The organism is Dyella japonica A8, assembly GCF_000725385.1.
GTDB classification, from domain to species: Bacteria; Pseudomonadota; Gammaproteobacteria; order Xanthomonadales; family Rhodanobacteraceae; genus Dyella; species Dyella japonica_C.
The window spans coordinates 4,039,820-4,052,902 of sequence record NZ_CP008884.1; the positions used below are offsets into that span (position 1 = coordinate 4,039,820).

The window sequence follows — 13,083 nt, forward strand, 5'->3', positions numbered from 1 at the left end:
TCGTCAGCGGCGCTGCTCGATCGTGGCTTGCAGCACCACCAGCATGCGATCGCCGGTGACCGCCGGATCGCTGCTGCGCGCCGTGATGCGATAGGTGGTACGCAGGGCTCCCGGATCGCCGTAATTGTGGGCATTCGCGCTTTGCTCCACCACGGCATCCAGTGCGGTGTCCACCCAGTCGCCCATGTGCTCGATCACGTACTGGGGCTGGCCGGCCGCTTCCACGGAGGCCGTGAAGCTGCCGTCACCGCCGTGGTTTTCCACGGTATGAATGCTGCCTGCCGGCAAACCGGGATCGTTGAATGGGTTGGACAGGCAAGCCGTCGATGTGGCCCTGCAGTGGCGTGCGATCTCCTCAGGATGGGAGGCGATGCGCGACTGCGCGACACGCAGCGCGGCTTCGGCGTGCTGGAACGCGAGCTGGCGGTCATGCTGGTGCGCTGCCATTTTCTGTTGCTGCAGCGTGCCACGCAGTCCGACGAATGCCACCATCGTGATGATCAGCAGCAGGAGCAAGGCGACGACCAGCGCGACACCGCGCTCCTTTGCCGGCGACGCCCTCCTGCGCGAACGCGACACCCGCCACCTGCGCCGCGACGGGGAATGATTCATCTCACGGCACCCGGTTGCGCAAGGCGATCGTCATGCTTAACTGGCGCGCGATGAGTGCGCCGTCTACACCCGCCTGCGGGTCGGTACTCTGCACGGTAAGGGTCGCGCGCACCGCCGTGACCTGTTCCCAATCGGTCACCTCCGCCGCGCGCACAAACGGTTTGGCATGACCCATCTGGTGATAGGCCAGCTGCATGTCGCTCACACCGCGAACCATTTCCTGGCGCCTGAGTGCCTCTCCCTCCCGCCCGAGCCGATAGAGTGACAAGCCTCTGTCCGTATTGAAGCCGACATACCAGTCGGAGACATCGAGCCGCGTCAGCGTGGCATTGGCTTCGAACGCATATCGGCCCTGCGATTCACACGAGGTCGGATATCCCAGCCCTGCCGAACAGTTGTCCTTGTCAGCGGCATAGCCCACGGTACGCGCGCCGACACTGCCCACCTTGAAGATGGCAGCGTGGTCGTGGTCGCACGCGATGAAGATGTCACCGGCGGTCACGTCGGCGACGGTTTCGCGCGTGGTGAACGTTGCCCTGGCGTCATCATGCGAGGCGACGCTGAAGCTGGTCTCCCCACCCCCAAGCAACTGCAGCGACGGCTGGCCCGCAAGGCGGTCGCCGGCCGCCCTGCCGGCGGTGACATCCGGATCGTCGCCGCCGAAGCCGCGGATGGCATGACGCCAGTCGGCCCACCAGGCCACCCCGCCATTCGCGGGCCCCTCGGCAAGCACGTTCGCCACGCGCCGGTTGCCGCATCCGGTGGCGCCAGCATGACGGATGTCCCGCGACAGCAGCTCGAACGCCATGCGCAGGCTTTCCTGCACGTCGCCCAGCGCGCGATGGGTACGGTTGATGCGCTGGCCGGCCAGGAAGACGCTGCCGACACCGGCCATCACGACCAGGCCGACCAGCATGGCGACCATCAACTCGACGAGGCTGAAACCGCTGATGTCCTTGCGCGGCCATACGACGGATGCGCGAAATGCCATGGCATGCCCAAGGTGAAGTCAGGGCATTGATGATCATCAGCCGGACATCGCGACGTACAGCCAGCGATGCCGACGCCATCGTTAGGCCAAGCGCTGGTCGTCGTGTGGGCCTTGCCCTGCCCCAAGAGCCTGTTCAAAGTCTTGCTTGAGCGTCCTGTCTCACCTCACCGTCATTCCCGCGAAAGCGGGAGGCGTCGTTCAACAGCCGAAAGGCTGGTCATCCAGCGTCTTTTTTGTGCTCAAAGCTCAAAGGCGCTGGATTCCCGCTTTCGCGGGAATGACGGTGAGGAAACTTGGAGTTTGAGGGGGATCGTCGACAGACCCTAAGGGCCAGAGCAGCCGTACCGTGTATCCCCGCAGGCGACCGAATCACGGCCACAGCAGGCCACCTTGCAGCGGCCTCGTGCCGTTACCAGCAGTCTCCCGTGGTGCCGGTGCCATCGACCCTGCGCGCACCAGACTGGTCGAGATATAGCGTACCGCAAAGCGTGTCACGCGCCTGGCTGGTTCCCGCGATGGGCTGGGCCATGATCTCGTATGTCGTCGCGCCCGGCGAACCATTGAGGCCAATGGTGTAGAACTTGCCCGCCTGCTGCGGGGTCGCACAATCGGGCACAGGCACGGCATTGGCGGCGGCACCCGCTGCGCCGCCGGCCTTGTCGTAGCGCAGGTAGGTCGTGTAGTAACGCTCCATGTAACTGGCCATCTGCGACATGCAGCTTTCCGCCGCGACCCGGTTCGTCTTCCTGATGTGCGACACATAGGATGGATAGGCAATGGCGGCCAGGATGCCGATGATCGCCACCACGATCATGGTTTCGATCAGCGTGAAACCCGCCTGGCGCAAGGCCAGGGAATCACGGGGCGCCACGCGGTGGTTGGGCTGGTGCGGACTCATCGATCCCTCTCTCATTGATTGATCAGCTCACGCCACGACACACGCGTCATGCCTGCGCCGGAACTGGACGTCTTGATGCTGCCGGTGGTGCCGTTGTCGAAGCTCATCAACATGTTGCCGCCCACGAAAATCGGATTGTTGGGCAGCGAGCTGAAGGCCATGCCGCCCGCCGGCTTGCCGTTGACCGCGTCGCCGGCGTTGATCTGGCCGTCGCCGTTGATATCGAAGAAGTTCGACTGCGGATTGGTGCCGGTGAATGGATCCACCGCCATTACCCAGCCCGTGCCAGATGGATCGCATAGGTCCGACGCCTGCGGGATGCGCGTCGTGCCCAGCAGCAGGTTGCCCTGGAACTGGTTGGGCGTGACCATGCGCTCGCCCTGCTTCTTGTAGGTCGTCGAGGTGCCGCTGCCCGAAGGCTGCAGCAGGTTCATGTACCAGCCCGACTTGCCCGTCATGGAAGCCGCCTCGCCCGTCGTGGTGACCGTGCGTGCCACCGAGGTGGTGACGCCAGCCGCATCCGTCGTCGTGGTTTCCGTGGTGATGTAGCGCTGCACCAAGGAACTGCGATCCTGCTTGGCCTGCTGGTCGATCGACTTGTTGGTGCCGCCGGATTTCACGATAAGGCCGTACCAGCTCTGCGGATTGAGGTTGCTCAGGTCCGCATTGGTCAGGTATTGGCCGGTGCCAAAGAACACCCACACATCCTGCGTTTGCGGGTTCTTGCCCACCAGCAGGCCGCCCGTGATCGGCTGCACGACGTTGTTGGCGTCTTTGGCCGTGAACAGCAGCGTGCCACTGGTGTTCGGGCTGGCCGTGTAATTGGTCGGCCCGGTATTGAGCGCGAACGACCACACATTGCCGTTGAGGTCGCCGGCATAAGCCATGTCGCTGATGCCGGAGGTGGCGTTGCTGATCCATACCGCCGGCGCGGCGAGGCCGGTGGTATCGGTGGTCTGGTGCACACTCAATGCGCCGCTGAACACATTGAACTGCAGCAGCGCCGCCACGCCGCCGGCACTGTTGTAGCCGTTGCCCATCAGCACGGACCACACGCCCGGGGAGGTCTGCGCGATCACCGGCTTGCCGGTCATCTGCCCGATGTATTTGCTGTTGCCGTCCGCGTTGCCGTCGCTGGCCGAACGCTCCCACAGGAACTGGATGTTGGCCGGGTCGGTCACGTCGAACGCATACACCGCCCTCGCCTGCCCGCGTCCGGTGGTGCCCACCAGCACGGTCTTCCAGGTGCCGTTGCCCGTGGCCGAATAGACGTCCGCCACGGTCAGTTCGCCATCGTTGAAGAACTGGTGCGGCAAGGCCAGCGTGGTGCCGTAATCGGTGTTCGCCAGGTCGCTGATGCCCTTGGTGCTGCCGTTGGCGATCACCGCGCCCGGCAGATAGGCATACGCCTCGATGCCGGTGCCCGCATTGAATGCGTGCAGCATGCCGTCGTTCGCCGCCACGTAGATCAGCCCCGCGCGGTTCTTCTGGTCGCTGGCGTAGGTGGAGAACGTCGTCGAACCGGAGAACGTCTGGTTGTTGAACTGATTCGGCGAGGGCGCGCCCACGTACACCGGCTGCGAGTTGACGATGTCGCCCAGCGACGTATCGCGCGAACGATAGCTGCCACCATTGGCCACTTCCTTGCTGCTGTCGCCGCGCAGGTAGTTGATCATCGCCGCCTGCGACGCCGTATCGCCGCCCAGGGCGGCAAGCTGGGTGGACGACAGTGCCGGCAGGTTGCCGCTGCCATCCACCTTGAAGGCGACGGCGCTCGGCGCTGCGGTGGATGCCGATGCCGGGTTGTAGGTGTAGATGGTGCGCGCGGATGCCGCCGGCATCTTGTTCGCCGCCGACCAGCTGGGCGTGGCGGCGATCGCACCAGAGGTGGCATCGATCGCCAGCGCCTTCAGGTCGCCCTTCCACGAGGCCGTGTAGTAGTTGGCCTGATAGGCCACCGTGCCGGTCTGCAGCTGCGTGGAGTTGGCCGCTAGGCTGGCGCCCGTACCCGTGCGCTGGGCGGCGCGCTTGAGCGCATCCTTCAGGCCGTCAGCGAACGATTCCGGGCTGGTGGCGGAATAGAAGCCGCCATGGCCATTCACCGCCGCGTGCGCCAGGTCCGCGATGTTGTTGATCGAGTCACCGGTAGGCTGCGGCCAAGCGAAGCCGCTGATGGCCTTGGTCGCATCACCATGGGCCCACTTGAACACGTCGGCCATGGGAATCGGCGTGACCTGGTCCGCGTACAACGGCTGGAAGCCCAGGCCCAGCGTGAAGGTGGTCATGTGCTGCCAGAACGCGTTGTCCTCGGCGTTCACCGGCACTTCGTTCTTGGTATTCGGACGCAGGTCGGTGCGCCAGTACTTCATCGCCACGTCGGACAGCGTGTTCGAATAGGTCACGGGCGGCACGGTGGTCTTGTGCGTGCACATCCTTGCCGTCAGGTCGAGGCTGTCCGACTTGTTGCTGCAAGTCCAGGTCGGCGTCCTGGGGGTGTTGTTCTTGCGCGTGCACTGATCGGTCGCGCTCGAATAGGTGAAGCCGCTATCGCAGGTGGGCGTGGCCGCGTAGGTGCTTGTCACCGTGGTCGAATTGGTAGTGTTCGGGCTGTCGGCGTACGGCAGCACTGGCACATAGGTGTAGCTCTGCTGGTTCGGGCCGGTCACGGTTTTGCCGGCCACGCCGTCGACATCACCGATGCCGGAAACCAGGCTGTCGTCTTCGTTCCAGAAGCCGTCCGTGGTCAGGATGGTGTAGGAGGCACGGCAGGCCAACTCGCCCGAACTGGACGACAGGGGATCGGTCAGCCACGGCTGGTCGGACTGGTAGTACTGGCCGACCGCGTCCAGGGCCACGCGCAGTGGCGTGGAATTGTTGGGCTGGATGTCGTTCACCCAGGTCCAGAAGTTGGCGCGCTGGGTCGAGGCCTTGCCATCGCCGAACGGCTGCACCTGGGCCAGCGTGTAGTTGCCGATGGTGGAGGTGTGGCCGGTCGCGTTGATGTCCGTGGTGTTGCGGTTGTTGATGGAGGCGAAGCCCACGCGGTACTTCGGGTCGATGGTGGCGAATGCCGACATCAGGCCGCTCTTGGCCATCAGGATGCGTGTGCGGTAGTACGAGAACCAGTTGGCCACGTTCTGCCGGGTGGCGGCGGAGTGGTCGCATACGGCCTGCTGGCTGGTGCTCAGGTACTGGCAATCGCCGTCCGCGCCGACGTAGTGGCTTACGAAGCTGCCCACGCTGCCCGTGGTGTAGGTGAAGTAGTTGAGCTGGGCGGCCTGGCACTGGGACTGGCTGGACACCAGCGTATCGCCGGAAGCACAGGTCGGCGTGGAGGTCTTGCTGGCATCGGAGTTTTTGATGCACTGATAGTTCGAACCCGAACTACCCTTGCCCAGCGTATAGTCCGACGGGCATGTGGGCGCGTAGGTCTTCTTGGTCGTCAGCGTCAGCTGGGTGTAGTAGGCGTACCGGTTGTTGGCGCTGGGCGACGAGTACGAACGGACGTCCGTCGTGGAGGTGTCGAGGAAGCCGTCCTTGTAGGCACCGACGATATCCGGCGATGCGTTGTACAGGTTCGTCCCACCCAGTGCCTGCGGCGGCGGTGTATAGGTCACCTTCGGGTTGTAGTAAACGCCGTTGATACTGGCGTTGCGCAAGCCATCGACGGTGGTGTTGCCCAGGTATTTCCAGTCAGGCATGAAGTCCCACGCCATGGAGCCCGAGTCGTCGAGCATCAGCATGATGTTGGGCGGCAGCGCGGCCTGGATGATCAGCGGCGCCGTGTCGATGGTGACCGCCGTGCCGGCAGCGTGCGCCGGTTCGCTGGCCATGCCAAGACCGCACACCAGCACGCCGGTGCACAGCAGCCTGCGGAGAAAACCGGCGGCCCTGCCGCGCAGTCGGGTTGGCGTGCTCATCGCGTGGAAGCCCCTGTGGATTTGGATGGCCATCGATCAACCCTGCTTGATCATGGCTTGCAGCGTCACGATCGCGCGCCCGCCCGCATTACCGGGCGAATCGCTGCGCGCGGTCACGCGGTAATACATCACCGTGGTGGAAAGGCCCTGTGCGCCGTAGTTGTGGGCGTTGGCGCTCTGGTTGAAGCCGGTGCTGGAATTGGGGTCCTGCCAAGTGCCCATGTTCTCGACCACGTACTGCGGCTGGCCCGATGCGAGGTCACCCGCCTTGTACTGGTCCACCGGCACCGTGAACACCTTGTCCGCCGGCAGGTTGGGATCGTTGAACGGATTGGCCGGACACACCACGCCACCGGCCTGGCAGTTGCGCGCGATGTCGCCCGGGTTGGCGGCGATGCGCGCCTGCGCCGCACGCATGGCTGCCTCCGCGTTCTGGAAGGCGATCTGCCGGTCGTACATGTTGGCCGACATCTTCTGCTGCATCAGCGTGCCGCGCACCGCGGCGAAGCCAAGCAAGGTGATCACGATCATCAGGATCATCGCCACCATCAACGCCACGCCGCGCTGGCGCGAGGGGCCGCTGGGCGCACCCACCCCGCCACGGACCGTGCCCGCGGATTTCGTGAAAGCACACGTCATGTCAGGTCACCCGATTGCGCAGCGTGATGGTGGAGGTGAAGGTGCGCGATACCGCCGCATTGTTGATACCTGCCCTGCGGTCGGTGCTGATCATGCTCAGCGTTACCTGCACGGCATCGACCTGCGACCAGTCGGTCACCGCGTTGGCGGCTACGAACGCAGCGCCGCTGGCCTGGTGGTAGCGCAGCGTCATGCCGGTCACGTCGCGCACCATTTCGTAGCGGGTCGTTGCCGCCTTGCCCGTACCGTCCGAACTCAAACCCAGCGACAGGCGGTACAACGAGGTGCCGCCCGTCGCCGGGTTGGCGGCCACGTGCCAGTCGGCCGCCGTCATCCGGGCGATCTGCGCGTTGGCGGCGAACACGTAGCTGCTGCCACTGCTGCACACGGTGGGATAGCTCAGGTCCAGCGTGCAGTTGCCCGGCGTGCCCGCCGTTGCGTGTGTCAGCGTGGTGCCATTGACGTTGGACAGCTGCACGATGGCGCCATGATCCGGATCGCACACCATCACGATGTCGCCGGTGTTGAGGTTCGAACTCGATTCGTTGATGGTGAAGGTGGCCGCCGGCTCCGCATTGGCCTTCACACTGACGCCCACGCCCTCCACGCCCAGCAGGATCAGCGAATCCGTGTTCGCGGCACGACTGGCGGCGGCCGGGTCGGTCTGGCTGGCGGCATAGCCGATAATGGGCGTGGTCCAGTTGGTGTACCACTGGCTCGCGCTGTTGTTCACCACGTTGGCGATGCGCGTGCCGTTGCCGCAGCCGGTCAGGCCCGCCACGCGCAGGTCGCGCGCCATCATCTCGAAGGCCATGCGCGCGCTGTCCTGCACGTCGCTCACCGCCTTGTTGGAGCGATACACCTTCTGGTTGGTGGTGAACACGCTGATCACGCCGGCCATCACCACGGTGCCCAGCAACAGCGCCACCAGCAGTTCGATCAGCGTGAAGCCGGACTCGCGCGGCACATGCGGCGGACGACGCAGGGAAAAGGCGCGATGGCCGCTCATAGCAGGGCCTTGGTGGTAACGGTCTGTTGCTTCGTCGTGGCGTCCGCGCCGGAGCGCACATCCAGGAACGAAATGGTGATGGTGCATTCGCCGCTGGTGCCGCACTGGATATTGCCGGTGGTGGTGTCGGCCACGCCCAGCGTATTGCCCAGCTGGCCGCACCACTGCGCCAGCTGGCTGGCCGCCAGCGTGCTGGTATCGGTGGGACAGGACGAGGCCTTCAGCGGTGTGCTCGTGGTGTAGGCCTGGCCGGTGGTGGCGTTCAGATAGTCCGCGCGCATCGCATCCAGAATCGAATACGTGGCAACGGTGGCCATGCTGCGCGCCATGGCGCTGTTGTTGGTCGACAGCGACATCGCCTGCAGTGCGGCGATGCCGAGGAAGGCGACCGAGAGGATCACCACCGCCACCAGCACTTCGATCAGGCCCACGCCTTTCTGCGTGTGACCAACGGCGCGACGACGCAGTGCCGACACGGCTCGGGAAACCTGGCATGGCGTCCGCGCGGCGCCGGCTGGGAAGCTCATCACGTGCAGGAACCCGGGTTGGGGACGACTTCAAGGATGGAACCCGCCACCATCCGCACGATGCGGTGGTTGTCGGCATTGAGGTTGGGACTGCAGATGTCGATCACCGTGCCGCTGTAAGGCATGGACGTGCCCGGCTTCACGCCGAGGCCCTGCCCGTTGAAACGCAGCGCGACGATGTTGCCGGTGATCGTGAGGGATGAGGCGAGTTCGTGAATGTCGGTGCGCACCGGATCCAGTTGCGGGTTTCCGCTGTTGTCCACGGACAGGGCATACACCGCGCCGCCCTGGACACCGCACTTGTCGCCGAGGGCATTGCCGGTGGTGTTGACGGTGGCCGAGTCGCTGCAAAACTGGACATTGCCGTTGCGCTTCACCGCTTCCATGCGTGCCACGTTGATGGCATCGACGACTTCGTTGGCGACGGTGGTCAGCCGGTTGGAAATCACCATCGAACGGAAACTGGGCGCCGCGAACGCAATGATGACGGCGCCGATCAACAAGGTGATCACGAGCTCCACCACAGTGAAACCACCGACGTGCCCACGGTGCGACCGCCTTGCCCCTAGCTCACTGCATCGCATGTTCATGCGATATCCCCTGACCTTTGTCAGCAAAAGCTTACGTCTAAGCCAGCCAGACGCAAGCTTTAAAGTCGACAAACGGTAGGTTATTTCTGACAGACGGTAGAACCGGTGCACTCACCCACGCATCATTCGTGAGCTGAATCACGCTTCCATCGCCAGGCAAGTGAGGGCAAAAGCGGACGAAACGGCGTTTAATGGACGAAGAGCCGTTCCGTCCTGGACGACGATGCAGCCGCCTGACGGGGTGTGGAGCGGCGCCATAATCGACACGAAAGAAATAGCGCATAACTTTCGTTTATCTGACTTTTGTCGCAGATGCGACTGACTTCGCAATATATTGCCGTCGCCATGTTCACCGCTCAGCGCATCGACCATGCCGGCGGCGGGTTCGATCGGAGCGCCGCGGGTTTGTCCTGAGGCCAACGCCCCGGCAGCGCCCATCCCGAACCCGGCTTTGCTCCTGTCCTTCAGGCTGCCTTCTCTTCGAGCAGGAAATCCAGAACCGTGCGCGTATACAGATCCGGATGCTCCACGTTGGGCAGGTGGACGGCCGGCATCGTCACCAGGCGCGCGCCCGGCACGGTCGATGCGATGAACTCCCCATGGCTGGCCAGCGTGACGGTATCGTCCCTGCCCGCAATCACCAGCGTGGGACGGTTGATCAGCGCAATGGTCCGGCGCATGTCGGTGTCGCGCACGGCGGCGTAGGAGCCGGCCAAACCCTGGGGCGCGGTGGAAAGCAGCATGTCGCGGAACGGTTCGACATCAGGGTGGTTTGCTTCGAGCATGGGCGCCGGGAACCAGTTGGCCAGGAACGCCTCCGCGACAGCGGCCATGTCAGGTGATGTCTTCAGCGCGGCGATGCGTGCATCGAACTCGCTGGGAGGCCCCAGCCGGGCCGACGTGTTGCTGAGGATGAGTTGATCGATGCGTTCCGGCGCATGGATGCCCAGCCACTGCCCCACCAGGCCGCCCAGCGACAAGCCAAGGAAATGCGCCCGCTCGATGCCGAGCGCATCCAGCAGCTCGATCACGTCGCGACCCAGCCGGTCCATCGAATAGGCGCCCGCCGGGGCATCCGACTGGCCGTGGCCGCGGGCGTCATAGCGCAGCACGCGAAAATGCGGGGTCAGCGCGGCTATCTGGCCATCCCACATATGCAGCGTCGTGGCGATGGAGTTTGAAAGGACGAGCACGGGCTTGTCGTCCGTGCCGTCAAGACGGTAGGCCAGGCGATAGCCGTCGCCGGTGGTGATGAAAGTGGTGTCGTTCATGGCGCTTCGCTCCTTGGGTGGGGTCCGGGCCGGTGCCCGGTTCGGATGGAGATGCTAAGCGCCGCCCTTTCAGGTAAAAATTACAAAGTTTTGAAAAACTCTGTAGGTATTTCAGACATGAGCGCCTTCACCCTGCACGACCTCCAGTGCTTCGATGCCGTGGTCAAGGAAGGCGGCTTCCAGGCCGCCGCCGAGGTAATGAACCGCTCGCACCCGGCGGTGTTCGCCGCCGTTGCCAAGCTGGAGCGGCAGCTTGGGCTTGAGCTGCTGGAGCGCGGCGGTTACCGCGTGCAACTCACGGCGGCAGGCCAGTCCTTTCATCGCCGCGCGCAAGCGCTATTGCGCGAACTGGAAAGCCTGCACGCCCACACCGCACAACTGGCCATGGGGGCGGAGAGCGAATTGCGGGTCGTGATTGGCGACCTGTGCCCAGTGCCGCAGACGCTGCGCCTCCTGAGCCGCTTTTTTTCACAGCACCCCAGCACCCGGCTGCATCTGCATTTCGAAGCCGTCACCGGCCCATGGGAGCGACTCTTCAACGACGAGGCGGACCTGATCTTCCACCGCGTGGACAAGCACGATGCACGCACCGAATGGGTGGACCTATGCCCGGTGCCGATGATTCCGGTAGCCGCACCGGGCTTCCTGCCGTTTCGTGCCAGTCGCTCGATACGCCGCGAACAGCTGCGCGAACTCACGCAATGCATCATGCGCGACACAGCGCAAAGCCCGGAGTCACGCAGTTACTTTGTGATGGAAGGCGCGCCGCAGTGCACGGTCGCGGACCAGCTCATGAAGAAGGAAGTCATCCTGCAGGGCATGGCCTGGGGGCACCTGCCCCGCTTCCTGATCGAGCAGGAACTGCGCGATGGCAGCCTGATATCCCTCGCGGGCCGGTATCTCAGTGGCGCCGTGGAGGAGTTGGTGGTGGCCCGCCGTCATGACCGGCCACACGGGCCGGTGGCGAACCAGCTGTGGCAGCTTGTCCAGGAGCACGCGGCGCAATGGCGAACCACGCCGTCGCACTGATCGTTCCATGAGGCGCCCGCCGATGCGGGCGATCCCGCCACTGCGTGGTGGATACGGACACGGAAGCGCCGACGATGGACAGGCACTGTCTCGCGCCTAACGGATTGCCCTTCCGCATGGAGAAACCACATTGACGGAGCGCTGCCGGCTCAGTGAGACTAGCCGCGCTTCGTCATCCGATGCCCAACCAACGCGCACAGCCTCGCTGTCGCGCAGTCGGAACCGAGGGGTGCTGCGACGGACTTGGTCCGCCACGCTCGGTTCCGATCCATCAAACAAGGGCGCCCTCCATTGATGGAGGATTTGCCATGCCCCACCCTGTTACTCATCGTCTTGCCATCGCCACATCCTCGATGATTCCGGACATCCATCCGGATGACGCCCACCTGGCGACGTCGTTGCAACGCCTTGGCATCGAGACCGTCGCCTGCGTCTGGAACGATCCTCGCGTGGACTGGACGCGCTATGACGCCGTGCTTATGCGCTCGACCTGGGATTATTTCAAGCACTACGCCGCCTTCAGCGCATGGCTGGAAAAGCTGCCCGTTCCGACCATCAACCACAAGGCGCTGCTGCGCTGGAACAGCGACAAGCGCTACCTCCCGGAACTGGCCGCGCAAGGCATCGACATCATTCCCACCAGCATCGTGTCGGGGACACATTTGCGACAAAGGCTCGCCGGGATGAGCGGCCAGGAGATCGTGGTAAAGCCGACGATCAGCGGCACGGCCTGGCATACCGCGCGCGGCAAGGTGGGTGATGCGGCGTTTGATCAGGCCATCGCACAACTGCCGATGGCGTTCGAGTATCTGGTGCAGCCGTTCGTGCCTGAAGTCGTCAGCGATGGCGAGTTGTCCCTGCTGTTTTTCGACGGTGAATTCAGCCACGCCGTGATCAAGCGGCCTGCTGCTGGCGATTACCGGGTGCAGTCCGAATTCGGCGGCACCGCCCAGCGCGTGGACCCCGATGCCGCTCTTATCGCCAGCGCGAAACGCGCCCTCACCGCCGTGGCTGCACTCGGCCATGCCAACGTGGCCTACGCGCGCGTGGACGGCGTAATGTCCCAGGGGCAGTTCCTGTTGATGGAACTGGAGATGATCGAGCCCTTCCTTCACCTCAGCGACCGGCCGGAAGCAGCGGAGCGTTTCGCAGGTAATCTGCGGAAGCGCCTGACGACGTAGCGCCGCCAATAGCCCTCGCCATGCCCAAGCTCGTCATTCCGGCGCAGGCCGGAATGACGGATCGGGAACACGAGGGACTTGTTGGTGACTCTTCGCTCGTCGCGCGAGCACTCCCCGGAAAAGCTCCAGAACCGAGGATCATCAAGGGCATTATTTGAATGCGTGCCCGGGATCAAAACCAGGCCTTTCCGGCCACCGTGATAGCTCCAGCTAGGGAAGCCCAGCAGAGTGCAGCTTCATTGAACTGGTACCACGCGCAGCGAGGAAAAACAAAAAGGCCTGCGGGGCTGAAGCCACGCAAGCCTTTGATTTTGCTGGTGCCGGAAACAGGAGTCGAACCTGCGACCTACGCATTACGAATGCGCCGCTCTACCAACTGAGCTATTCCGGCGAAGAACCGCCAATTCTACGGAGCG

The 13,083-nt window shown here is 64.1% G+C and carries 12 protein-coding genes, 1 tRNA gene and 1 riboswitch; of the genes, 2 read left to right on the top strand and 11 right to left on the bottom strand.

All coding sequences use genetic code 11. The annotated features are described in order from the left end of the window. Positions 1–3: 3 nt before the first annotated feature. From HY57_RS17000 to pcaD, 10 genes are all read right to left on the bottom strand, one after another. Positions 4–579, bottom strand: a complete 576-nt coding sequence (locus HY57_RS17000) for a pilus assembly PilX family protein (protein ID WP_019466900.1) — start codon at positions 577–579, stop codon at positions 4–6. Positions 580–613: 34 nt separating this feature from the next. Then, on the bottom strand, positions 614–1,603 hold the full coding sequence (locus HY57_RS17005; RefSeq protein ID WP_019466901.1) for a PilW family protein: 990 nt from the start codon (positions 1,601–1,603) through the stop codon (positions 614–616). Between the two features lie 409 nt (positions 1,604–2,012). Further along, positions 2,013–2,501 (bottom strand): type IV pilin protein, encoded by a 489-nt coding sequence (locus HY57_RS22170; protein ID WP_019466902.1) that lies wholly within the window; start codon positions 2,499–2,501, stop codon positions 2,013–2,015. An 11-nt stretch (positions 2,502–2,512) separates the two neighbouring features. Beyond that, positions 2,513–6,421 (bottom strand): pilus assembly protein, encoded by a 3,909-nt coding sequence (locus HY57_RS17015; protein WP_026034210.1) that lies wholly within the window; start codon positions 6,419–6,421, stop codon positions 2,513–2,515. A gap of 36 nt (positions 6,422–6,457) precedes the next feature. Beyond that, the gene (locus HY57_RS17020; RefSeq protein WP_235186584.1) at positions 6,458–7,060 is read right to left on the bottom strand and encodes a pilus assembly PilX family protein; all 603 of its coding nucleotides are present in this window, start codon (positions 7,058–7,060) and stop codon (positions 6,458–6,460) included. A gap of 1 nt (position 7,061) precedes the next feature. After that, complete coding sequence (locus tag HY57_RS17025) at positions 7,062–8,069, bottom strand: PilW family protein (RefSeq protein ID WP_019466905.1); 1,008 nt, start codon at positions 8,067–8,069, stop codon at positions 7,062–7,064. Next, positions 8,066–8,545: a type IV pilus modification protein PilV gene (pilV, locus tag HY57_RS17030; protein ID WP_019466906.1), complete on the bottom strand. Its 480-nt coding sequence runs from the start codon at positions 8,543–8,545 to the stop codon at positions 8,066–8,068. Before pilV ends, HY57_RS17025 begins: the two co-directional genes overlap by 4 nt. 50 nt (positions 8,546–8,595) lie before the next feature. Continuing rightward, complete coding sequence (locus HY57_RS17035; protein ID WP_157786204.1) at positions 8,596–9,108, bottom strand: GspH/FimT family pseudopilin; 513 nt, start codon at positions 9,106–9,108, stop codon at positions 8,596–8,598. A gap of 216 nt (positions 9,109–9,324) precedes the next feature. Further along, positions 9,325–9,624 carry a hypothetical protein gene (locus tag HY57_RS21720; protein WP_144240853.1) on the bottom strand — a complete coding sequence of 100 codons (300 nt, stop codon included), beginning with the start codon at positions 9,622–9,624 and terminating at the stop codon, positions 9,325–9,327. A gap of 26 nt (positions 9,625–9,650) precedes the next feature. Then, positions 9,651–10,457: a 3-oxoadipate enol-lactonase gene (pcaD, locus tag HY57_RS17040; RefSeq protein ID WP_019466909.1), complete on the bottom strand. Its 807-nt coding sequence runs from the start codon at positions 10,455–10,457 to the stop codon at positions 9,651–9,653. 51 nt (positions 10,458–10,508) lie between these two features. Here pcaD and HY57_RS17045 point away from each other — a divergent pair, with 51 nt between their 5' ends. After that, entirely contained in the window at positions 10,509–11,486 is a 978-nt protein-coding gene (locus HY57_RS17045) for a LysR family transcriptional regulator (RefSeq protein ID WP_200873889.1), read from the top strand. Positions 11,487–11,704: 218 nt separating this feature from the next. Then, positions 11,705–11,780, top strand: a riboswitch (S-adenosyl-L-homocysteine riboswitch). A 14-nt stretch (positions 11,781–11,794) separates the two neighbouring features. Next, positions 11,795–12,667, top strand: a complete 873-nt coding sequence (locus HY57_RS17050; RefSeq protein ID WP_038579996.1) for an ATP-grasp domain-containing protein — start codon at positions 11,795–11,797, stop codon at positions 12,665–12,667. Positions 12,668–12,982: 315 nt separating this feature from the next. Here HY57_RS17050 and HY57_RS17055 read toward each other — a convergent pair. Continuing rightward, positions 12,983–13,058 (bottom strand) — tRNA-Thr (locus HY57_RS17055). Positions 13,059–13,083: the final 25 nt, after the last annotated feature.

Excerpts from the sequence above, each read along its gene's own strand:
- HY57_RS17005 (WP_019466901.1), bottom strand. The coding sequence starts at position 1,603 with ATGGCATTTCGCGCATCCGTCGTATGGCCGCGCAAGGACATCAGCGGT.
- HY57_RS22170 (WP_019466902.1), bottom strand. The coding sequence starts at position 2,501 with ATGAGTCCGCACCAGCCCAACCACCGCGTGGCGCCCCGTGATTCCCTG.
- HY57_RS17015 (WP_026034210.1), bottom strand. The coding sequence starts at position 6,421 with ATGAGCACGCCAACCCGACTGCGCGGCAGGGCCGCCGGTTTTCTCCGC.
- HY57_RS17020 (WP_235186584.1), bottom strand. The coding sequence starts at position 7,060 with ATGACGTGTGCTTTCACGAAATCCGCGGGCACGGTCCGTGGCGGGGTG.
- HY57_RS17025 (WP_019466905.1), bottom strand. The coding sequence starts at position 8,069 with ATGAGCGGCCATCGCGCCTTTTCCCTGCGTCGTCCGCCGCATGTGCCG.
- HY57_RS21720 (WP_144240853.1), bottom strand. The coding sequence starts at position 9,624 with ATGGGCGCTGCCGGGGCGTTGGCCTCAGGACAAACCCGCGGCGCTCCG.
- pcaD (WP_019466909.1), bottom strand. The coding sequence starts at position 10,457 with ATGAACGACACCACTTTCATCACCACCGGCGACGGCTATCGCCTGGCC.
- HY57_RS17045 (WP_200873889.1), top strand. The coding sequence starts at position 10,509 with ATGCTAAGCGCCGCCCTTTCAGGTAAAAATTACAAAGTTTTGAAAAAC.
- HY57_RS17050 (WP_038579996.1), top strand. The coding sequence starts at position 11,795 with ATGCCCCACCCTGTTACTCATCGTCTTGCCATCGCCACATCCTCGATG.